This is a genomic window from Sphingosinicella sp., from assembly GCF_052387495.1.
In the GTDB taxonomy this organism is placed as follows: Bacteria; Pseudomonadota; Alphaproteobacteria; order Sphingomonadales; family Sphingomonadaceae; genus Allosphingosinicella.
This window is the reverse complement of the sequence record NZ_JBQTJC010000101.1, coordinates 1-20,463: the sequence shown is the minus strand read 5'-3', so window position 1 is coordinate 20,463 and position 20,463 is coordinate 1. Positions and strand designations below refer to the sequence as shown.

Below are 20,463 nucleotides of genomic sequence, written 5' to 3'. Positions count from 1 at the left end.
CTGAAAGCCGAATGGCCAAGCCTTCAGGTCTTCTCGGTCGAGCCGACCCTCTCCCCGGTCCTTTCCGGCGGCGATCCCGGCCCGCACCCGATCCAGGGCATCGGCGCCGGCTTCGTCCCTGCGATCATGGACACGAGCCGGCTCGACGGGATCATCCAGGTCGCACCCAACGACGCCAAGGAGATGGCCCGGCGCGCCGCGCGCGAGGAGGGCGTGCTGGTCGGGATCAGCTCGGGCGCGACGCTGGACGCGATCCGCCAGAAGCTCGCCGAGCTCGGCCCCGGCAAGCGCATCCTCGGCTTCAACTACGACACCGGCGAGCGCTACCTCTCGGTGCCGGAGTTCCTGCCCGAAGCATGAGGATCGCGATCCTGTCGCCGGATCCGGCGGACGAAGGCTATCTGACGCGCTGGCGCGAGGTGGTGGCACAGAATGCCGCCCCGCTGGAGCGCGCCGGCATGACCGTCGAGACCCGCAGCTGGGTGGCGGCGGACGAACGCGGCGCCTTCGATCTGGTGATGCCGCTGCTCGCCTGGGGCTATCACCGCGCGGGCGCCGAGTGGCGCGCGGCGGTCAACCGCTGGGAGGCGGAGGGCGTCAACCTCTGGAATCCGCCCGAGGTCCTGCGCTGGAACGCGGACAAGACCTATCTCGGCCGCCTCGCCGCGCGCGGCGCCCCGGTCGTGCCGACCCGCTACGCCGACCGACTCGACGAAGCGCCCCTGCACGACGCGGCGGTAGCCTTCGGCACCGACCGCCTCATCGCCAAGCCGCAAGTCTCCGCCTCGGCCTGGCAGACGATCCGCTGGTCCCCCGGCGCCCCGCTCGACGGCGGCCCGACCGGCCCGGCGATGATCCAGCCCTTCCTCCCCGCGATCGCGGAGACGGGCGAATTGTCGCTGCTCTATTTCGGCGGCGCCTTCAGCCACGCCATAAGCAAGCGGCCTCAGCCCGGCGAGTTCCGCGTCCAGCCCGAATATGACGGTATCATCACGCGCCACGACCCCGCGCCCGACGAACGCGTGGCGGCCGAGGCGATCCTCGCCCAGGTCGACGAGCCCCTCCTCTATGCCCGCGTCGACCTCGTCCGCGGCCTCGACGGCGCGCCGGTGCTGATGGAGCTCGAGCTGGTCGAGCCCGACCTCTACCTCGAATATGATCCCGGCGCGGGAGCCGCCTTCGCAAATGCCGTCTCAAGCATGGCACGCAAGACATTGATCTAGGGTATGTTTCTCGGGGATGAAACACCACCGTTCGCCCTGAGCTTGTCGAAGGGCTGTCCTCTTCTGTGGAGGAAAGGTGCAGGGTGGGTGACTTTGTCATTAGAACATAATAAGAACATTTTTGCTTGCAATGTAGGATTTCGCCTGCTTGCCTTCCGGTCGAGTCGGCAGGAGCAAGGGCATGTCCGGGAACGACACCGAAACCGAGAGCCGCCGCGCCCCGCGGCCACGGCACGACGGCTTTTCCGCCGAGCGCAAGCGGCTGTTCCTGGTCGCGCTGCGCCGGGGGGATTCCGTGATCACCGCCAGCGCGCTGGTCGGCATCTCCACGCGCACCGCCTATCGCCATCGCGACCGCGACCCCGAGTTCGCGCGCGACTGGGATCTGGCCCGGGGGATCTCCAACATGCCGCTCGAGCTCGCCGCCTTCGAGCGCGGCGTCGCGGGCATCGAGGAGCCGGTCTACGCCTATGGCAAGCTCAGCCACACCCGCCGGCGCCTGTCGGACAGCGCGCTGCTCAAGCTGCTCGCCGCCGAGCAGCCGGAGAAATATGGCCGCGCCGCCGGCCTCGCCCCGCTGCTCGCGCGGCTCGAACGCAAGATCGACAAGCAGGTCGCCGCCGATGTCGCCGAGCTAGGCGAAAGCCTGCGCGGCGAAGTCGCTTACTTCATGACAGGCCTCGCCGACGCCTTCGCGGCCCGGCTCTCCGAGGGAAAAGGCGGCGCCGGCGGCGGCGATCCGCCCCTCGCCGGCCCGAAAATCTCGCCGAATCCGCTGCAACCGTGACCTTCGTGCCGGTCCGCCCCTCAGATCGTCGCCATTTCGTAGAGGAAGTCGACATAGCCCATCGCCGCCTCACGGAAGCCGGCGACGCGGGGATTGCTGCTTTCGAGGATCATATACTCGTCCGGGGCATGGGCGCCGCTGCCGTGGCCGAGGCCGAACTGACCGGCGGGCTTGCGCAGCGGCTCGCCGGTGAAGACGAAGCCCGGCCACGAGCCGGCGCTGCGCGGGAACAGCGAGAATTCGACATTGCCGCGGGTATAGACCGCCTGCTGGGCGCGGATCACGTTGCTGTCCTCGGCGGTCTCGGTCGGGTCGTAGCCACCGGACATGTTGACCTCGATGTCGCCGAAGCCGTGCCGTTCGAGATGCCGCCTGAGCTTGGGCAGCGCGTCGGCCACGGTCATGTTCGGCACCAGCCTGAGGTCGAGCTTGGCGACGCCGCGCGCGGGCAGGATGGTCTTGCCGCCCGGCCCGGTATAGCCCGCGACCAGCCCCTCGATATTGACCGTCGGCTGCGAGGCGAGCCGCTCGAGCGACTCGCGCCAGGGCAGATCGTCGATCCAGCGCTGCACGCCGAGCGAGCGCTTCACCTCCTCCTCGCTCCGGGTGCGCGCCGCTTCGGCGATCAGCGCCCGCTCGCGCGCCGTGAGCGGACGGACATGCTCGAACCAGCCCTCGATCGCCGGGGTGTTGCCGTGATCGGTGGTCAGCGTCTTCAGCGCCTCGACGAGGTGCCAGACCGGGCTGTCGACCTGCGCTTTCAGGCTCGAATGGATGTCGCGCGCGGGACCCCGGCCCCAGCGCTCGCCCGAAGCGACCAGCTCGAGCTCGATGATGCCCTTGGCGCCGAGCGTGATGCTCGCCGAGCCGTTCGGCGCCTGGCCGTTGCTGGGGATGATCACGCCCTCGGCGCGGCGCATCGCGGCGAGCACTTCCGGATCGCGCATAGTATTTATGAAGTTCGGCGAGCCGATCTCCTCCTCGCCCTCGGCGAGCAGGACGAGGTTGACCGGCAGCCGCCGGCCCGAGGCGCGGAAGGCGTGGAGCGCGGCGAGGAAGGCGCTTTCCGGCCCCTTCTGGTTGGTCGCGCCCCGCCCGCGAATCGCGCGGCCGAGCGGGTGATCGAAGATCCGCCCCTCGAGTGGCGGCGAGGCCCATTCGGCCGGGTCGTATTGCTTGACGTCGTACATGAAATAGATGCCGACGGTGCGCCGCGCGCCCGCGTCGAGCACGCCGAACACCGCGGGGATGCCGCCGGTCGGCACCGCGCGCACCCCGGTGAAGCCCGCCTCGGTGGCGAGCCGCGACATGTGCTGCACGCCCTCGTCGATGTTGAGCCGCTCGGCGGCGATCGTCGGCAGCGCGATCCATTCGCGCAGGCGGCGGACCGAATCCTCGTAGCCCGCATCGACCGCGGCGCGGATCGCCTCGCGGTCGGCATCGCGGCGGCTCTGCGCGAGGCCGGCGCCGGGCGCGAGCAGGGCGGCCGAGGCGGCGGCGGCCTTGAGGATGGTGCGGCGGTCGGCGGATGGCGTTTCGGCGGTCATGATTTCCCCCTTGCTGGTTGCCGGGATAGAACCGGCTGCAAGGGAGCATGTCCAGCCCCGATTAACCGCCTTTCGCCGGAACCGGCGCGCGCGCGGCAGCGTTCTGGCAGCGCAACAATTTGGAGCGAGAGCGATGGACGAACCCGAACGGCCGGTGGAGCGCCCGGTGGAGCGCGAGACGACGATCATCCAGACCGGCGAGCGGAACGGCGGCGGGGGTGGCGTCGTCGCCGCGATCGTCGCTTTGTTCGTGCTCGGCGCGCTCGCCTTCTTTTTCTTCGGCGGCTATTTCGAGAAGGCGGCCGACGAGATGAACGTGAACGTCAACGTCGAGGCGCCCAATGTCGAGCTGCCGGACATCAACATCGAACCCCCCAGCCAGCCGAGCCAGCCGGCCAATTCGAACTAGGGGGCGGCGCCCGTCCATTAACCGCATGCCAAGACTCCGCCGCTAGGCCCCGTCCCGATCAGCGGGATCGGGGTCGGGCATGCGTACTTTCATTCTTTCAGGCGTGGTCCTGCTCGCCGCGTTCGCGGCGCCGCCAGCGCTCGCTCTCGAGGCGGCGGAGCCCTTCGCCGCCCCGCGCAACGCCGCGGCCTTCGATCGCGCCCTCGAATGCCTCACCCAGGCGGTCTATTACGAGGCGCGCAACCAGTCGGCAAACGGCCAGCGCGCGGTCGCGCAGGTGGTGCTCAACCGCGTCCGCCACCCCAATTATCCGAACAGCGTCTGCGGCGTCGTCTATCAGGGCGCGCACCGGGCCACGGGCTGCCAGTTCAGCTTCACCTGCGACGGCTCGCTCGGCTACGGGATTGAGCCTTATGCCTGGGAGTAGGCGCGGGAGATCGCGGCGGCGGCGCTGCGCGGCAACGTCTACCGCCCGGTCGGCCTCGCCACCCATTATCACACCACCGCGATCCGGCCCTATTGGGCGCCGAGCCTGGTCCCGCAGCTCACTCTGGGCGCGCATATCTTCTACCGCACCCCCGGCAGCGGCACGACCGACGCCTTTTATCAGGCGCCGTCGGAGGACGAACCTGAGGCGGGCGCGATTCCCGTGCGGAGCGAGAGCCGCGGCCTGCGCCGCAATCGCCCCGCGCGCGACCGCTACGCGCCCGTCGAGCTGGTCGAAATCCCCGTCGTCGAGCGCCCGGTCACCTTCCGAACGATCAGCGGCGGCTCCAGCCGCCCGACCGCGACCCAAGCCTCCAGCCGTTCGCAGCCCCGCGCCGAGCCGGTGCGCCGGGCCCCGCGCGTCACCTATCAAGGCGGCGTGCGGATCATGCGCGGCTCCTGACCCCTCAGTTCCTCGGCGCCTGCCGCCGATAGCTGAGCGCTTCCGCGACATGGACTCGCCCGACACCCTCGCTTCCCGCGAGGTCCGCGATGGTGCGCGCGACCCGCATCACCCGGTGATAACCACGCGCCGAGAGCCGCATCGCCTCGGCCGCCTGGGCGAGCAGGCGGCGGCCGGGCTCGTCGGGAGTGGCGACGGCGTCGAGCAGCTCGCCGTCCGCCTCGGCATTGGTGCGCACGCCCTTGCCGTCGTAGCGCGCGGTCTGGATCGCGCGCGCGGCGGCGACGCGCTTCGCCACCTCGGCCGAACCCTCGGCGGGCGGCGGCAATACGAGATCGGCGGCGGCGACCGACGCGACGTCGACATGGATGTCGATGCGGTCGAGCAGCGGCCCCGAGACCTTGGCCTGATAGTCGGCCGCGCAGCGCGGCGCGCGGCTGCAGGCGAGCGCAGGGTCGCCCAAATGGCCACACCTGCACGGATTCATGGCAGCAACGAGTTGCACGCGAGCGGGAAAGGTAACGTGTGCGTTGGCGCGGGCGACCTGGACCGTGCCGGTCTCGAGCGGCTGGCGGAGCGAATCGAGTACGGCGCGTTGGAACTCGGGCAACTCATCCAGAAACAGCACCCCCAAATGCGCGAGGCTGACCTCGCCAGGACGCACTTTGAGGCCGCCGCCGACCAACGCCGGCATCGAGGCGCTGTGATGGGGTGCGCGAAACGGCCGGGTGCGGATCAGCCGACCGTCGCGCAGCTCCCCCGCGACCGAGGCGATCATCGAGACTTCGAGCGCTTCCGACGGCGTCAGCTCGGGAAGGATTCCCGGCATGCAGGCCGCGAGCAAGGATTTGCCCGCGCCGGGAGGCCCGGTCATCAGCAAATTGTGCCCACCCGCCGCGGCGATCTCGAGCGCGCGTTTGGCGGTCTCTTGCCCTTTTACTTGCGCCAGATCGGGGCCGAAGCCCGGCGGGTCGGCGACGCCCGGCTCGGGCGGCGTCAGCACGGCGCTGCCGCGCAGGTGATTGAGCAAGGCGATCAGGTCGGGCGCCGCGACCACCTCGATCCTGCCCGCCCAGGCCGCTTCCGGCCCCTGCGCGCCGGGACAGATCAGGCCGAGTTCGCGCGAGGAGGCATGGATCGCGGCGAGCAGCACGCCCGGCGACGGCGCGATCCGGCCGTCGAGGCTGAGCTCGCCGACCGCGACATAGGCGGCCAATGTCTCGGCATCGACCGCGCCCATCGCCGCAAGCAGGCCCAACGCGATCGGCAAGTCATAATGCGAGCCCTCCTTGGGAAGGTCGGCGGGCGAGAGGTTCACCGTGATCCGCTTAGGCGGCAGCGAGAGGCCGATCGCGGCGAGCGCCGCGTGGACCCGCTCGCGGCTCTCGGCCACCGCCTTGTCGGGCAAGCCGACGACGAGGAACTTGGGCAGACCGGAAGCGATCTGGACCTGGACCTCGACGGCCCGCGCCTCCAGCCCGAGAAACGCCACCGTGGCGACGTGCGCGACCAAATGCCCCTCCCCCGTTATGGCGCCGTTTTGGAGGGATGCTCGCGTGAAGTCGAGTGGCGAGCGCATTTGCACAATCGGCGCGGCGTGACCACATTGGCGGCGATGAGAATCCGGCAGAAATGGCTGGCCTGGGGCCGCGTTCCCGTCGTCAAGCAGGGGTTGTTCCTGCTCGGTGTCCTCATGATCATCGTCTCGCCGCTGGTCGGGGCGATCCCCGGGCCCGGCGGGATCATCGTTTTCGCCTTCGGCTTCGGCCTCGTCCTCAAATATAGCGAATGGGCGAAGCGGCTCTACGTGCGCTTCAAACGCAGGCACCCGAACAAGGGGCGATGGGCCGACTGGAGCCTGCGTCGGCTGAGCGCCCGCCGCCGCGAGGAGAATCGCCAGCGTGACGGGGCGGATGCAAGCGTCTCCGATTGACTTCGCGCCGGGCTTTGCGTATCGGCGCCCGCAACGAGGCCGCCTTGCGCGGCCGTTTTCTTTCGTCTTCGATCTACGAGGAATGAGCGATGAAGCGCACCTTCCAGCCGAGCAATCTCGTGCGCAAGCGCCGGCACGGCTTCCGCGCCCGGACGGCGACCGTCGGCGGCCGCAAGATTCTGGCCGCGCGCCGCAACCGCGGCCGCAAGAAGCTGTCGGCCTAAACACGCCCAATATCGGCAAGCTGACCCGCCGCGCGGACTTCCTGGCCGCGAACGGCGGGTTTCGCGCGCCCACCCCTGGCTTCGTCCTCCTCGTCCGCCCGCGCGGCGACGATGATCCCGCGATGCGGCTTGGCCTCACCGTCTCTAAGAAGGTCGGCGGCGCCGTCGTCCGCAACCGGATGAAGCGCCGCTTTCGCGAGCTCGCCCGCCTGGTCCTCCCCGAGGCGGGAATCGCGGGCGCGGACCATGTCCTGATCGGCCGGCAAGGCGGGATCGAGCGGCCGTTCGAGCAGCTCGCTGCCGATCTCCGGCGTGCGATCGCCAAGGTGCGCAAGTGATCGCGAAGCTGCTCATCCTGATCGCGCGCGGCTGGCAATTGGGCCCATCGCGCGTGCTGCCGCCAAGCTGCCGCTACCAGCCGAGCTGCTCGGCCTATGCAATCACCGCGCTTTCCCGCTATGGCGCGCTCCGCGGGAGCTGGCTGGCGGCCAGGCGCCTGCTTCGATGCCACCCCTGGGGGGGCTCCGGCTACGATCCAGTGCCCGAGAAGGAATGATCATCAGGTGAGCGACAATAAGAACATGATCCTGGCGATCGTCCTGTCGATGATCGTCCTCCTGGGCTGGGGCCTGATCACCGAAACCTGGTTCCCGACCGCGCGCGAACCATCGACCAGGATCGAGGACGGCCGCCAGATTCCCTTGCCGCAGCCGAAGGCGGACCCCACCGCCGATGCGCCCGCCGCGATTCGCGACCGCCGGGCGGTGCTCGGCGAGACCCCCCGAATCCCCATCGAAACGCCGCATCTGCGCGGCTCGATCAATCTCGACGGCGCGCGGATCGACGATCTCGTCCTCACCACCCATCACCAGACCATAGCCGCCAATTCGCCGCCGATCCGGCTGTTCTCGCCGGCCGGCGCACCCGATGCCTATTTCAGCCAGTTCGGCTGGTCGGGCGAAGGCGTCACGCTGCCCGGCCCGTCGACGCGCTGGCAGGCGAGCGGCGAACGGCTGACGCCGTCGAGCCCCGTGACCCTGAGCTGGAATAACGGCCAAGGGCAGATCTTCCAGATCCTGCTGTCGGTCGACGATGCTTACCTGTTCACGATCGAGCAGCGCGTCATCAATCGCGGTGCCGGCGCGATCGGGGCGCGGCCCTATGCGCTGGTCAGCCGCGTGGGCGGCCTGCGCGAGCGCGAGTTTGACGGCTGGACGATGCATGTCGGCCCGATGGGCGTGTTCGACGGCGCCGCCGACTATGGCAACAATTACGACACGGTGAGCGAAGCGGGCCGAGTCGGCTTCAATTCGACCGGCGGCTGGATTGGCTTCGCGGATACCTACTGGCTGGCGGCGGTCATCCCGGCGCAGAACAGTGCCGTGCAGGCGCAATTGGTGCACAATCGCGCGACCAACGCCTTCCAGGCCGACTATGTCGCGCCCGCGACCATCGTCGCCCCCGGTCAGGCCACCCGCTACGTCTCCCACCTTTTCGCCGGCGCGAAAGAGATCGGGCTGCTGGAGAGCTATTCCGAAAGCCTCGGCACACCGCTCGAGCAGGCGATCGACTGGGGCTGGTTCGAATGGTTCATGAAACCGATCTTCTCGCTGCTCAACTGGCTGTTCGCGCAGGTCGGCAATTTCGGCGTCGCCATCATCCTGCTGACGGTGATCGTCCGCCTCCTCCTCTTCCCGATCGCGCAGAAGCAGTTCTCCTCGATGGCGTCGATGCGCGCGATCCAGCCCAAGCAGAAGGCGCTCCAGGAGCGCTACGCCGACGACCGGGCGAAGCTGCAGGAGGAGATGCTCAAGCTCTACCGCGAGGAAAAGGTAAATCCCGTCGCCGGTTGCCTGCCGATTCTCATCCAGATTCCGATCTTCTACGCGCTTTACAAGGTGCTGATGCTCTCGGTGGAGATGCGGCACGAGCCGTTCGCACTGTGGATCCGCGATCTCGCCGCGCCCGATCCGCTGACCCCTGTCAATTTGTTCGGCTACTTGCCCTTTACGCCGCCTTCGATCCTCGCCGTCGGGGTGCTGCCGATCCTGCTCGGCATCACGATGTGGCTGCAATTCCGGCTCAATCCGCAAATGCCCGACCCGGTGCAGCGCCAGATTTTCGCGCTGATGCCGTGGATCCTGATGTTCGTGATGGCGACCTTCGCGGCGGGCCTGCAGCTTTATTGGGTGACCAACAACATCATCTCGATCGCCCAGCAGCGCTGGCTCTACAGCAAGCATCCGGCGCTCAAGCAGCCCTTGCCGGCGCCGGCACTGCCCAGCCCGCCTCCCCCGCCGCCGCCCGCGCCGGCCAGGAAATCGAAGCGATCGCGGTGAGCGGCGACGAAACGGCGCTGGACGAGACGGCCCGGAAGCTCTTCGCCGGGCCGGTCTTGTTCCTCAAATCCGCTCCCGAACTCCGTTTCCTGCCCGATCCAGACGCGCCCGAAATTGCCTTCGCTGGGCGCTCCAACGTCGGCAAATCGTCGCTGCTCAACCGGCTGACCAACCGCTCCAGCCTCGCGCGCACCTCGAACACGCCGGGCCGAACGCAGGAGCTCAACATTTTCGAGGTCGGCGATCCGGTGCGGCTCCGATTGGTCGACATGCCCGGCTACGGCTTCGCCAAGGCGCCGAAGGACATGGCGCGCAAGTGGCGCTTCCTGGTCAACGATTATCTGCGCGGCCGCCAGGTGCTGAAGCGCACCTTGCTCCTGATCGACGCGCGGCACGGCATCAAGGAAATCGACCGTGAGCTGATGAAGATGCTCGACGACGCAGCGGTCAGCTATCGCCTCGTCCTGACCAAGGCGGACAAGATCAAGGCGAGCGATCTGGCCGAGGTCGAGCAGGCGACGGCCGAGGAGGCGCGCCTCCACCCGGCCGCGCACCCGGAAATCATCGCCACCTCGAGCGAGAAGGGCCTCGGCATGGACCGGCTGCGGACGGCGGTGCTAGAGGCGTCGCTCGCCTGATTCACCTGGGAGCGGACGTGCTCAAGCTCATCATCGGCAACAAGGCCTATTCCTCCTGGTCGCTGCGCGGCTGGCTCGCGTGCAAGCAGTCGGGCCTGCCGTTCGAAGAGATCACGGTGCCGATGTTCGACGCCGAGTGGGACAAGCGCACCGAAGGCGACGAGTTCGCCCCCTCGGGCGGCAAGGTGCCGATCCTGTGGGACGACCAGACCGTGATCTGGGACAGCCTCGCGATCATCGAATGGCTCGCCGACAAGACCGACCGCGCCCGCTTCTGGCCCAAGGACGACGCCGCGCGCGGCATGGCGCGATCGATGGCGGCGGAGATGCACAGCTCCTACCCGAACCTGCGCCGCGAGCTGTCGATGAACGTGCGCAAGCAATTCCCGACGCAGGAAGTGAAGGAGCCGGTCCGCGCGGAGATCATCCGCATCCTCGAGCTCTGGGCGCAGGCCCGCGCCCGCCACGGCGGCGGCGGACCGTACCTGTTCGGCGAGTTCGGCGCGGCCGACATCATGTTCGCGCCGGTCGTCACCCGCTTCGTCACCTATTCCGTGCCCGTCCCCCGCTTCGCCGCCGCTTACATGGAAGCGATCCTCGATCTCGCCTGGATGAAGCAGTGGATCGAGGCGGCCCAGGAAGAGCCCTGGGTGATCGAGCAATATGAGACGCCTCAGACGTAAGGCGTGCCGTTCTTGCGGCGATAGACGCCGACCTCGCCGTCCCAGATGAGATCGACGTCTGGATAGTGGCAATTGCCGGCATCGGGGCTGCCGACGCAGATGAAGACGCAGTCCGAATTGCCGCGATTGACGAGGTGATGGCCGTTGGCCGCGCCCTTCGGAAAGGCGGCGCAATCGCCAGCGCGCAGCATAGTCTCCCCATCATCCTCGACCAGCACCGCCTCTCCGCTCACGACAACCAGGAACTCGTCCACCTCGTCGTGCCAGTGGCGCTGGCTCGATACGCCGCCCGGTTGCAGCACGACATGGCTGACTCCGAAATCGGTGAGGCCGGCGGGGGAAGCGAGACGGCGATACCAGCGCCGGCCCATCTCGGCCGCGAAGGGCGCCGGATAGCTGGTGCGGTTGGTCGGTTCGATCGCGTCAAGGTCGAGCTTCGGCATGGCTTTTCTCCGGGGCGCGATGCTAGGCGGGCGAGATGACCGCCGCAATCGATCCCGTCGAGCTGACCCGCCGCCTCGCCGCCTGCCCGAGCGTCACCCCCGCGACCGGCGAGGTGTTCGACGTGCTGGAGGAGGCGCTGGTTGGAATCGGCTTCGAGGTCCACCGCTTCGTCCTCGGCGAAGCCCCGGACGGGCCGGTCGAGAACCTCTATGCCAGCCGGGGCTCCAGCGCGCCGCATTTCGGCTTCGCCGGCCATCTCGACGTAGTGCCCGCGGGCGACGGCTGGTCGAGCGACCCGTTCGTGCCGGAAATCCGCGGCGGTTTGCTGCACGGCCGCGGCGTCGTCGACATGAAGGGTGGGATCGCCGCGTTCGTCGCCGCCTGCGCCGAGCTCCTGGATCATCCCGGCACGATCAGCCTGATCGTCACCGGCGACGAGGAAGGTCCCGCCACCTTCGGCACGCCGAAGCTGATGGAATGGATGGCGGCGCGTGCCATCCGCCCGGACATGATCCTAATCGGCGAGCCGACCAGCGAGGCGCGGCTGGGCGACATCGTCAAGATCGGGCGGCGCGGCTCGGTCAACATGTGGGTGACGATCCCCGGCACCCAAGGTCATGTCGCCTACCCCCACCGCGCCGACAATCCAGTGCCGAAGCTGGCGAAAGTGGTCGAGGCGCTTGAGGCGGTGCATCTCGACGACGGCAACGAATCGTTCCAGCCCTCCAACCTCGAGATCACCGCGGTCGAGACCTCGAGCAAGGCGACCAACGTCATCCCCGGCTGGGCGCGGATCCAGCTCAACATCCGCTTCAACAACCTGCAGAAGGGCGAGGAACTGGTCGCGCTCGTCCGCCGCACCGCGGAGGCGGCAGCGCCCGGCACGACCGTCGAGGCGAAGATCTCCGGCGAGGCTTTCCTGACGCCGCCGGGGCCGATCTACGACATCGTCTCGGATGCAATCCAAGCTGAGACGGGCGAGAAACCTCGTCTTTCGACCCATGGCGGCACCTCCGACGGACGCTTCCTGATCGCGCTCTGCCCCGTGGTCGATTTCGGCCTGCTCAACGCCACTATGCACAAGCTGGACGAGGCGGCGGCGCTAGAGGACATATACGGTCTCCAGCGGATCTATGCCCGCGCGATCAAGGCCGCGCTCGGCCTCTCCTGAGGATGATGTAGAGCGCGCCCGCGCCGCCGTGGCGCGGATGGGCGGCGCGCACCGCGGCGATGGCGCCGGCATGACGCGAGACATGCAGCCAATCGTACACGGCCGCCCGGATCGCGCCCCGCTTCGCCACCCTGTCCGATGGTGGCTTGCCGGTAATCAGCAGGAACAGCCGGTCGCCGAGCGCGATCGACTGTTCGAGCCGCCGATCGAGCAGCGCCCAAGCGGTATCGAGATTGTGGCCGTGCAGGTCGATGATCGCATCGGGCGCGACGAGGCCGCGTGACAGCCGCCGGTCCCAGCTGCCGTCGAGGGTCGTGCCGGGCTGTGCTTTCCGGGGAGGCGGCGCCGACGGCTTCGGCCTGGGCTTCTCGATCCGTGGCTTGCTCTTCCCTGCCGGCTCGGCCGAGACCGGAGGCAGAGCCTTGCCTTCGAGCGGGCGGACGCTCTCGACGACCCGGCGCCAGAGCGCCGCCTCCTCAGGGTTGAGACGGCGCAAGGCGGGTTCGGAGCCGCGCCGCGGCGGGGCGCGGCAGGAAGATGAGGGCGCGGCCGCGGGCCTGCATCCCGCCGGCGGTGGCGGCCGCATCCTGCCCGGCGCCCCAGAAGGTGTCGAAGCGATTGGCGCCGCGGATTGCACCGCCCGTGTCCTGCGCCACCCAGAGACCGTTGGCGCGGGCGTTATCCATCTCCGAGAGCAGCACCGGGGCACCCAGCGGCACGAAGCGCGGGTCGGCGGCGACGCTCACTCGCGGCGTCACCGGCCGCCCGAGCGCGCCCAGCGGCCCCGGCCCGGTCAGCTCGCGAAAGAAGATGTAGGAAAGGTTCTCGCGCATCAGCGCCCGCCCCTCGGCCGGGTTGGCGCGAAGCCAGTCGACGATGCGCTGCATGCTGATCCCGGTCGTCATGATGCCGCGCTCGCGCAACAGGCGGCCGATCGCGACATATTCGCGGCCGTTCTGGCCGGCATAGCCGATCCGCATCACCCCGCCGTCGGGGAGGCTCAGGCGGCCGGAGCCCTGGATCTGGAGGAAGAAGAGATCGATCGGATCGGCCGCCCAGGCGAGCTCGAGCCCGCGCCCGGCGAGCGCGCCGTCCTCGATCGCGGCGCGGTCGTGATAGAGGACGTAATTCCCGTTTTCGTCGATGTGGCCGCGGCCGCTCGCGCCGGTCAGCGGGTTCGTTTCGAGGAGGTCCGGCGGAACGCGGTAGACCGGCACCTCGCAGCCGGGCCGGCGCGTGCGGCAGCCGCGAATCTCGGGCTCGTAATAGCCGGTGGCGAAGGCGGCGCCGTCGCCGACGATCACGGTCTCGAAATGGCGATCGAAGAAACGGCCCGGCTCGGAACGGGGCCAGTCGCGCCCGGCGTCGCACGCCTCGCGCCAGTCGCCCGGCGCGGCGAGGCCGGACGGGTCCTGACGGGTGAGCAACGACGGACAGCTGATGAGGAAAGCTTCAAGCGCAGCCCGCTGTGCCTCCCCCGACAGATCGAGTCGCTCAACCGAGGGCCCGAAGCGCACGCCCGCGGCGAGGGCGTTCTCGGGCGGCGGCGGGACCGGCGCCGGCGGCGGCGCGGGCTGAGGAAGTGGCGGCGGCGCCTCGACGGGCGGCGGCGGGGCCGCGGGCGGAGGAATCACCCGCGCGCAGCTCGCCAGCGCAAGCAGAATCAGCCCGACCGGGACTGGAAGTTTCAGAAGTTTCACGTCCCCTGGACGAAAAAATATGCCCTTCCCGAATGGGAGCGCGGGATGATGCGTAAACGAAGGGGAGCGCCGGCGCACGGCCCGCCATAACCCGCGTCGCCCTGTGTAGGAAAGCGCCGCTTTAGGCGGCGTCTTCGGTCTCGACCAGGAGCCAGTTCGGATTGCCGCTGTCGAGGTTGCGGCGGAAAGTCCAGATGTCGTTGGTCGGGAGCGCGTCGCTGAGCGAGCCGGCGACGAGATTGCCCTCCGCGTCGCGCGTCACCGCCGCGACATAGGCGTCGAAGCGGACCTCGATCTCGGCGTCGCGGCCGTTGAGCCGCGCCTCGTCGATCAGCGCGCGCTCAATGCCGACCAGCCGGTTGTCGAGCTTGTGCCCCGCCGCCTCGCGCTCGGCGATCGCCGCTTCGAACGCGTCGCGGACGGTGTCGCCGGTCAGGCGGGACAACTCCTCGCGGTCGCCTTTCCAGAAGGCCTCGAGCACCATTCGATAGGCCGCCTGCGCGCCCTCCAGGAAGCGGGCGACGTCGAAGCCCGGATCGGCGGCGATGATCGCGCGAATGCCGCCGGCGGCGCCCTCGCCGAAAGCGAGCCCGCTCGGCTCGGCGGCCGGGGCCGAGACGTCGGGCCGGGCGGGCGCCGGCTCGGCGCCGGGCGTCGCCTCGGGCCGGGTGACCGGGCGCTGCTCATGGCCCGTGCGCTGGCCGAGCACGGCGTAGAGCCGCAGGCCCACGAACAGGGCAATCATTGCCAGCAACACAATACCAACGGTCAAACTCGGTCTCCTCGGCCGGTTCCTACATAGGCCCGAAGCAGCATTGTTTCAAATACGCAATCCCCCGCTGCGCCGTAGGTTCCGCCATTGCGCCGTCCTTATGCTCCTGCTACCCGCGCCCCGTCAGTGAGCGCCCGGCGAAAGCCGCGCGGGCGCGCGAATTTTTCACAGCATTTTTGAGGATTTGAAGATGGCCGAAGACGAAGGCGTGGAGGGCGTGATCGACACGAGCGACCAGGGCAATGGCGAAGACGACCTCCCCCAGGTCGGTGTCGTCGCGCAATATGTGAAGGACTTCTCGTTCGAGAATCCGAACGCCCCGGCCGTCTATCAATGGCAGAGCCAGCCGCAGACCGACGTCCAGTTCAACATCGGCTCCACCGCCGTCGGCGACGGTCTGTTCGAGGTCGTGCTGAAGGTCGAGGTCGCGGCCAAGGCCGAGCAAGGCACCGCTTTCCAGCTCGAGCTGCTCTATGCGGGCCTGTTCGCGCTCCGGAACATTCCAGAGGAGCAGCTCCAGCCCTTCCTCCTCGCCGAGGCGCCGCGCCTGCTTTTCCCCTTCGCGCGCAAGCTGATCGCCGACGCGACCGTCGAGGGCGGATTCCCGCCGCTGCGGCTCGATCCGATCGACTTCGGCGGCTTGTACATGCAGGGCGCGGCGCAGCGCCAGGCGGAGCTGACGGGCGGCCAGGCCGGGGACCAGACGGGCCAGGCGTGATCGCCGGCGCGCGGGGGACGCGGCGATGAACCTGATCAAGGCGATCGGCACGATCGGCGGCCTCACCATGGTCAGCCGGGTGCTCGGCTTCGCCCGCGACATGGTCGGCAGCCGGGTGCTCGGCGCGAGCCATTCGAACGACGCCTTCAACGTCGCCTTCACCCTGCCCAACATCTTCCGCCGGCTGTTCGGCGAGGGCGCCTTCGCATCCGGCTTCGTGCCCCTGTTCAGCCGCCGCCTCGCCTCCGGCGGGCATGGGGATGCGCAGCGCTTCTCGAACGAGATCCTCGCCGTCTTCATGCCGACTTTGCTCGTGGTCACCGTCCTGTTCGAGATCGCGATGCCGGCCTTCCTGTGGCTGATCGTCTCGGATTATGCGGAGACGCCCGGCAAGTTCGAGCTGGCGGTGGAGCTGACCCGCTGGACCTTCCCCTATCTCGTATTCATCAGCCTCGTCGCCTTGCTTTCGGGCGTGCTCAACTCGCTGACCCGCTTCGCCGTCGCCGCCTTCGCCCCGGCTTTGCTCAACGTCGCCTTGATCGTCTCGCTGCTGCTCTTCCCGATGGGCGGGCCCGAGACGGTGCGGGCGATGGCGATCGCGGTGCTGGCGGGCGGCATGTTCCAGTTCGCTTTGTGCTGGATCGCGGTGCGAAAGGCCGGAATCCGGCTTCATTTCGGGCGACCGCGGCTGACCCCGGCGGTGAAGGAGCTGATCATCCTGATCGTGCCGGCGACGCTGGCGGCGGGCGTCTACCAAATCAGCCAGCTCTTCTACACCTTCTTCTCCTCGCGGCTCGGCGAGGGCGCGCTGACCAACCTCGCTTATGCCGACCGGCTGAACCAGCTGCCCTTGTCGATCATCGGGACCGCGCTCGGCACCGCGATCCTCCCCACGATCAGCCGCGCGATCGAGCGCAAGGCCGACGCCCAAGCCGCCAACATTCAGGCCCGCGCCTTCGATCTCGCCATGCTGCTCACCCTGCCCGCGACGCTCGCGCTCGCGGTCGCTTCGGGTCCGATCATCGCGGCCCTGTTCCAAGGCGGGCGCTATACGGCGGAGGACGCCGCGATCACCGGCAGTATCCTCGCTATCCTCGTCACCGGCCTGCCCGCCTATGTCCTCGTCAAGGTGCTCACCCCGGGCTTCTACGCGCGCAAGGACGTGAAGACGCCGGTGCGGATCGCGATCGGCGTGCTCGTCGCCAGCGTTGGCGCCAATTTCGCGCTGATCCCGTGGATCGGCATCTACAGCCTCGCCACGGTCACCTCGGCGGGCGCCTGGGTTAACATGCTGCTGCTCCTCACCATCCTCGCCGCGCGCGGCCATTTCAGCCTTCCTGGCTGGCTGATCGGGCGGGTCGCGCGGCAATTGCTCGCCGCGGCCGCGATGGGGGCGGTGCTGTGGTTCCTGCAGCAGCCGCTGGCGGATTTCTTCGCGGCGTCGGCAGGCCGGCGCATCGTAGCGGTGGGCGCGCTGGTCGGCGCGGGCGCGGTCGTCTATTTCGGGCTGGCCTGGGCGATCGGCGGCATTGCCAAGGACGACTTCAAGGCCCTGTTCCGCCGCGCCCGGCCGGAAGAGGCCCCGATCGAGGAAGGCGCATGATCGGCCCCAACTCCCGCATCGTCTCCGGCATCCAACCGACGGGGAATCTGCACCTCGGCAATTATCTCGGCGCGATCCGGCGCTGGGTGAAGATGCAGGACGAGGCCCAATGCCTGATCTTCCTCGCCGACCTCCATGCCGTCACCGTCTATAACGAGCCGTCTGAATTGCGGCGCAACATCAACGGCATGGCCGCGGCGCTGATCGCCTGCGGCATCGATCCCGACAAGGCGGTGCTGTTCAACCACGCCCGCGTGCCCGCCCATCCCGAGCTCGCCTGGCTGCTCTCCTGCACGGCACGGGTCGGCTGGCTCAACCGGATGACCCAGTTCAAGGAGAAATCGGGCAAGAATCGCGAGGGCGCCAGCGTCGGGCTCTACGCCTATCCGGTGCTGCAGGCGGCGGACGTATTGCTCTATCAGGCGACCCACGTGCCCGTCGGCGAGGACCAGAAGCAGCATGTCGAGCTGATGCGCGACATCGCGCTCAAATTTAACACCGACTATGATGTCGACTTGTTCACGATCCCCGAGCCGCACATCGCGGAATCGGCGGCGCGGATCATGTCGCTGCGCGACGGCCGGGCGAAGATGTCCAAGTCCGATACGTCGGATATGAGCCGGATCAACCTCAGCGACGAGGACGACGCGATCGTCCAGAAGATCCGCAAGGCGAAGACCGACCCGGAGCCTCTGCCCGAGTCGGCATTGGCGCTGGCCGGCCGGCCCGAGGCGCTCAATCTCGTCGCGATCTACGCCGCCTTGACCGACCGGACGCCGAATTCGGTGACGCAGGAATATGCGGGCAAGGGCTTTGGTGCGTTCAAGCCCGCGCTGGCCGAATTGCTCGTCCAGACCCTCGGCCCGATTCGCGAGCGGCTGAAGCAGTTCGAGGCCGATCCTGCCGCGCTCGAGGCAATCCTTGCCAAGGGCGCCGACCAGGCCGCGGAAATGGCCGCGCCGACGCTCGAGGGCGCCTATCGCGCGCTGGGGCTGCCGCGCGGCCGCTGAGCCTTTTCAGCGATCGTTCAGCGCAGCTTTGCGAAACGGCCAAGCTGTTCTATATTCGGGACAAATATTATCTCTCGAAAGGCTTGGAATCATGTCGTTCCGGCAGAGAATCGCCGCTCTCGCGGTTCCGTTCCTCCTGCTTGCGCTGAGCGCCTGCGCCACTGGCTTTCCGGCCCAAGTCCAGCGCTTCTCGGCGATGCCCGCGCCGCAGGGGCAGAGCTTCTTCGTTCAGCCGGCCGATCCCGACAATCGCGGCGGGCTCGAATTCTCTCGATATGCCGATCATGTTCGCCGCAACCTGATCGCGCTCGGCTATGTCGAGGCGCCGTCGGCCGAGGCGGCGAGCTTCGTCGTCGAGATCGACTATGGCGTCGACGACGGACGGGAACGGATCGTCGCCTCACCGAGTCCGTGGAGCTACGGCCCGGGCTTCCGCCCCTTCTACAGCCGCTGGGGCTATTTCGGGCCGCGCCGCCATCCCTTCTACTGGGGCTGGTACGATCCCTGGTTCGACGACCCGTTCGGCTATGACCTGCGCAGCTACACCGTTTACACCAGCTTCTTCGACATGGAAATCCGGCGGACCGCGGACGGCCAGGCGCTGTTTGAGGGCGTCGCCCAGGCGCGCTCGCGCACCGACGAGCTGCCCGTGCTGGTGCCGAACCTGATCGAGGCGATGTTCACCGGCTTCCCCGGCAATTCGGGCGAGACCGTCCGCATCACCGTGGCGCCCGAGCGCGAACGTCGCTGAGCGCGGCAGCGGGACGTTCGTCGAAAGGATGAGGGGGCCGGGCGACCGGCCCCTTTTTCGTGAGCCGTGGCCGGGCTAAGACCCGCTGTCCTCTCTGCAGCCGGAGTTCTCAGCATGTTCGATCGCCGCACCTTCCTGATGTCCGCCGCCTCGGTGGCCGCGCTGAGCTCGACCGGCATCGGCTTCGCGCCGCGTGCGGCGGCGCAGCCCGCCCCCGGCGGTGCGGTGGCTGCGCTCAACGCGCTGATGGAGCGCGCCTATCAGGAGCTGGTCCTCTCCGATCCCGAGACCCTGACCTCGCTCGGCCTCGACCGCGGCGAGCGCGCCGCGGCGAAAGCGCGGCTCGACGACCGCTCGCTCGAAGGGATTCGCGCGGACCAGCAGAAGGCGCGCGAAATCCACGCCGCGCTCCAGGCGATCCCGCGCGAGGGCCTGACCGGCATGGACGCGGTCAATTACGACACGCTCAAACATTTCGGCGACACCACCATCTACGCCTACGACAATTTCGAATATGGCACGCACAGCTGGCCCGAGCCCTATAGCGTGAGCCAACTCGGCGGCACCTATCAGGCGATCCCCGATTTCCTCGACAACCAGCACCGGATCGAAAATGCAGCGGATGCCGAGGCCTATCTCTCGCGGCTCAGAGACTTCGCGCGCCAGCTCGACCATGAGACCGCGCGGCTGCGCCGCGAATATGGAATGGGCGTTATCCCGCCCGACTTCGTCATCGACAAGACCCTGCTCCAGATCGGCAACCTCACCGGCACGGCGGCGGCGCAATCGGTGCTGACCACCTCGCTCGCACGGCGGACGGGCGCCGCCAATGTCGCGGGCAACTGGGCGGCGCGGGCGGAGCGGATCGTCAGCGGCGAAATCTATCCGGCGCTGAATCGCCAAGCGGAAGTCATCCGCGGCCAGCGCGCCAGTGCGGTCCATGACGGCGGCGTCTGGCGGCTGCCCGAGGGCCCGGATTATTATGCTTATGGGCTGCGCTACGCGACGACGACGAACATGAGCGCGGAGGAAATTCACCGGCTCGGCCTCGACCAGATGGCCGAGCTCACCGCCCGCGCTGAGGAAATCCTGCGCGCCCAGGGCATGACCCGGGGAACGGTCGCCGAGCGGCTGCGCGCGCTGGGCAGCGATCCGGCGCAACTCTATCCGAACACCGACGCGGGCAAGGCCCAGCTGCTCGCCGACCTCAACACCCAGATGGCGGAAATCCGGCGGCTGACGCCCCAATATTTCGGTCGGCTGCCGCGCGCCGAATGCGAGATCCGCCGCGTGCCCGAGACGATCGAGGCCGGCGCGCCGGGCGGCTATTACCAGCAGCCCGCGCTCGATGGCTCGCGCCCCGGCGCCTACTATATCAACCTGCGCGACACCGCCGAATGGCCGAAATGGACGCTACCGACCCTCACCTATCACGAGGCGGTGCCCGGCCATCACCACCAGATCGCGCTGGCGCTGGAGGCGGAGGGGATTCCGATGCTCCGCCGCCTGCTCGGCTTCTCGGCCTATTCGGAAGGCTGGGGCCTCTATGCCGAGCAGCTCGCCGACGAGATGGGCGTCTATGAGGACGACCCGTTCGGGCGGCTCGGCTATCTCCAGTCCTT

25 protein-coding genes are annotated in these 20,463 nt (G+C 68.6%); 19 read left to right on the top strand and 6 right to left on the bottom strand.

The genetic code is table 11. From position 1 onward, the window contains the following. From ACT4N8_RS05790 to ACT4N8_RS05780, 3 genes are all read left to right on the top strand, one after another. Nucleotides 1–360, top strand: a 360-nt coding sequence (locus ACT4N8_RS05790; RefSeq protein WP_444857184.1) for a pyridoxal-phosphate dependent enzyme, incomplete at its 5' end; no start/stop codon positions are given. Continuing rightward, on the top strand, nucleotides 357–1,223 hold the full coding sequence (locus ACT4N8_RS05785; protein ID WP_444857183.1) for an ATP-grasp domain-containing protein: 867 nt from the start codon (nucleotides 357–359) through the stop codon (nucleotides 1,221–1,223). The genes ACT4N8_RS05790 and ACT4N8_RS05785, both read left to right, overlap by 4 nt. 181 nt (nucleotides 1,224–1,404) lie before the next feature. Continuing rightward, on the top strand, nucleotides 1,405–2,010 hold the full coding sequence (locus ACT4N8_RS05780; RefSeq protein WP_444857182.1) for a hypothetical protein: 606 nt from the start codon (nucleotides 1,405–1,407) through the stop codon (nucleotides 2,008–2,010). 20 nt (nucleotides 2,011–2,030) lie between these two features. On the opposite strand, the gene ACT4N8_RS05775 is transcribed toward ACT4N8_RS05780, so the two are convergent. Further along, nucleotides 2,031–3,557 (bottom strand): M20/M25/M40 family metallo-hydrolase, encoded by a 1,527-nt coding sequence (locus tag ACT4N8_RS05775; protein WP_444857181.1) that lies wholly within the window; start codon nucleotides 3,555–3,557, stop codon nucleotides 2,031–2,033. Nucleotides 3,558–3,690: 133 nt separating this feature from the next. On the opposite strand from ACT4N8_RS05775, the gene ACT4N8_RS05770 reads away from it, so the two are divergent. The 3 genes from ACT4N8_RS05770 to ACT4N8_RS05760 all read left to right on the top strand — a co-directional run bounded on the left by ACT4N8_RS05770 (nucleotide 3,691) and on the right by ACT4N8_RS05760 (nucleotide 4,855). Then, a complete protein-coding gene (locus tag ACT4N8_RS05770) occupies nucleotides 3,691–3,966 on the top strand; it encodes a hypothetical protein (protein ID WP_444857180.1) in 276 nt (91 codons plus the stop codon). A gap of 79 nt (nucleotides 3,967–4,045) precedes the next feature. Next, entirely contained in the window at nucleotides 4,046–4,393 is a 348-nt protein-coding gene (locus ACT4N8_RS05765) for a cell wall hydrolase (protein ID WP_444857179.1), read from the top strand. Nucleotides 4,394–4,615: 222 nt separating this feature from the next. Continuing rightward, nucleotides 4,616–4,855, top strand: coding sequence for a hypothetical protein (locus ACT4N8_RS05760; RefSeq protein ID WP_444857178.1), 240 nt, complete (start codon nucleotides 4,616–4,618; stop codon nucleotides 4,853–4,855). Between the two features lie 4 nt (nucleotides 4,856–4,859). Here ACT4N8_RS05760 and ACT4N8_RS05755 read toward each other — a convergent pair whose 3' ends face one another. Then, nucleotides 4,860–6,368: a YifB family Mg chelatase-like AAA ATPase gene (locus ACT4N8_RS05755; RefSeq protein ID WP_444857177.1), complete on the bottom strand. Its 1,509-nt coding sequence runs from the start codon at nucleotides 6,366–6,368 to the stop codon at nucleotides 4,860–4,862. A 102-nt stretch (nucleotides 6,369–6,470) separates the two neighbouring features. On the opposite strand from ACT4N8_RS05755, the gene ACT4N8_RS05750 reads away from it, so the two are divergent. From ACT4N8_RS05750 to ACT4N8_RS05720, 7 genes are all read left to right on the top strand, one after another. Beyond that, a complete protein-coding gene (locus ACT4N8_RS05750; protein ID WP_444857176.1) occupies nucleotides 6,471–6,788 on the top strand; it encodes a hypothetical protein in 318 nt (105 codons plus the stop codon). An 89-nt stretch (nucleotides 6,789–6,877) separates the two neighbouring features. Next, on the top strand, nucleotides 6,878–7,012 hold the full coding sequence (gene rpmH / locus ACT4N8_RS05745; protein WP_444857187.1) for a 50S ribosomal protein L34: 135 nt from the start codon (nucleotides 6,878–6,880) through the stop codon (nucleotides 7,010–7,012). A gap of 11 nt (nucleotides 7,013–7,023) precedes the next feature. Continuing rightward, on the top strand, nucleotides 7,024–7,350 hold the full coding sequence (gene rnpA / locus ACT4N8_RS05740) for a ribonuclease P protein component (RefSeq protein ID WP_444857186.1): 327 nt from the start codon (nucleotides 7,024–7,026) through the stop codon (nucleotides 7,348–7,350). Then, nucleotides 7,347–7,568, top strand: a complete 222-nt coding sequence (yidD, locus tag ACT4N8_RS05735) for a membrane protein insertion efficiency factor YidD (RefSeq protein WP_444857175.1) — start codon at nucleotides 7,347–7,349, stop codon at nucleotides 7,566–7,568. Before rnpA ends, yidD begins: the two co-directional genes overlap by 4 nt. Before the next feature lie 7 nt (nucleotides 7,569–7,575). Continuing rightward, nucleotides 7,576–9,351, top strand: a complete 1,776-nt coding sequence (gene yidC, locus ACT4N8_RS05730) for a membrane protein insertase YidC (RefSeq protein ID WP_444857174.1) — start codon at nucleotides 7,576–7,578, stop codon at nucleotides 9,349–9,351. Next, nucleotides 9,348–9,989, top strand: coding sequence for a ribosome biogenesis GTP-binding protein YihA/YsxC (yihA, locus tag ACT4N8_RS05725; RefSeq protein ID WP_444857173.1), 642 nt, complete (start codon nucleotides 9,348–9,350; stop codon nucleotides 9,987–9,989). The genes yidC and yihA overlap by 4 nt, the downstream gene beginning before the upstream one ends. Nucleotides 9,990–10,006: 17 nt before the next feature. Next, nucleotides 10,007–10,672, top strand: a complete 666-nt coding sequence (locus ACT4N8_RS05720; protein ID WP_444857172.1) for a glutathione S-transferase family protein — start codon at nucleotides 10,007–10,009, stop codon at nucleotides 10,670–10,672. Here the strand turns inward: ACT4N8_RS05720 and ACT4N8_RS05715 are convergent. Then, a complete protein-coding gene (locus tag ACT4N8_RS05715; protein ID WP_444857171.1) occupies nucleotides 10,663–11,115 on the bottom strand; it encodes a cupin domain-containing protein in 453 nt (150 codons plus the stop codon). The two genes, ACT4N8_RS05720 and ACT4N8_RS05715, sit on opposite strands and share 10 nt — an antisense overlap. Nucleotides 11,116–11,150: 35 nt before the next feature. Between ACT4N8_RS05715 and dapE the strand changes: the two genes are divergently transcribed. Beyond that, on the top strand, nucleotides 11,151–12,287 hold the full coding sequence (gene dapE / locus ACT4N8_RS05710; RefSeq protein ID WP_444857170.1) for a succinyl-diaminopimelate desuccinylase: 1,137 nt from the start codon (nucleotides 11,151–11,153) through the stop codon (nucleotides 12,285–12,287). Here the strand turns inward: dapE and ACT4N8_RS05705 are convergent. The 3 genes from ACT4N8_RS05705 to ACT4N8_RS05695 form a co-directional block, all read right to left on the bottom strand. Beyond that, nucleotides 12,262–12,783: a Smr/MutS family protein gene (locus tag ACT4N8_RS05705; protein ID WP_444857169.1), complete on the bottom strand. Its 522-nt coding sequence runs from the start codon at nucleotides 12,781–12,783 to the stop codon at nucleotides 12,262–12,264. The two genes, dapE and ACT4N8_RS05705, sit on opposite strands and share 26 nt — an antisense overlap. Beyond that, nucleotides 12,764–13,987, bottom strand: a complete 1,224-nt coding sequence (gene mltA / locus ACT4N8_RS05700; protein WP_444857168.1) for a murein transglycosylase A — start codon at nucleotides 13,985–13,987, stop codon at nucleotides 12,764–12,766. Before mltA ends, ACT4N8_RS05705 begins: the two co-directional genes overlap by 20 nt. Nucleotides 13,988–14,108: 121 nt before the next feature. Beyond that, nucleotides 14,109–14,732: a Tim44/TimA family putative adaptor protein gene (locus tag ACT4N8_RS05695; protein WP_444857185.1), complete on the bottom strand. Its 624-nt coding sequence runs from the start codon at nucleotides 14,730–14,732 to the stop codon at nucleotides 14,109–14,111. Nucleotides 14,733–14,949: 217 nt separating this feature from the next. Here ACT4N8_RS05695 and secB point away from each other — a divergent pair, with 217 nt between their 5' ends. The 5 genes from secB to ACT4N8_RS05670 all read left to right on the top strand — a co-directional run. Continuing rightward, entirely contained in the window at nucleotides 14,950–15,477 is a 528-nt protein-coding gene (gene secB / locus ACT4N8_RS05690; RefSeq protein WP_444857167.1) for a protein-export chaperone SecB, read from the top strand. Nucleotides 15,478–15,502: 25 nt separating this feature from the next. Further along, nucleotides 15,503–17,080, top strand: a complete 1,578-nt coding sequence (murJ, locus tag ACT4N8_RS05685) for a murein biosynthesis integral membrane protein MurJ (protein ID WP_444857166.1) — start codon at nucleotides 15,503–15,505, stop codon at nucleotides 17,078–17,080. Beyond that, nucleotides 17,077–18,090 carry a tryptophan--tRNA ligase gene (gene trpS / locus ACT4N8_RS05680; RefSeq protein WP_444857165.1) on the top strand — a complete coding sequence of 338 codons (1,014 nt, stop codon included), beginning with the start codon at nucleotides 17,077–17,079 and terminating at the stop codon, nucleotides 18,088–18,090. Before murJ ends, trpS begins: the two co-directional genes overlap by 4 nt. A gap of 91 nt (nucleotides 18,091–18,181) precedes the next feature. Further along, nucleotides 18,182–18,841 (top strand): DUF4136 domain-containing protein, encoded by a 660-nt coding sequence (locus ACT4N8_RS05675; protein ID WP_444857164.1) that lies wholly within the window; start codon nucleotides 18,182–18,184, stop codon nucleotides 18,839–18,841. Between the two features lie 114 nt (nucleotides 18,842–18,955). Beyond that, the coding region (locus ACT4N8_RS05670) for a DUF885 domain-containing protein (protein ID WP_444857163.1) at nucleotides 18,956–20,463 on the top strand (1,508 nt) is incomplete at its 3' end.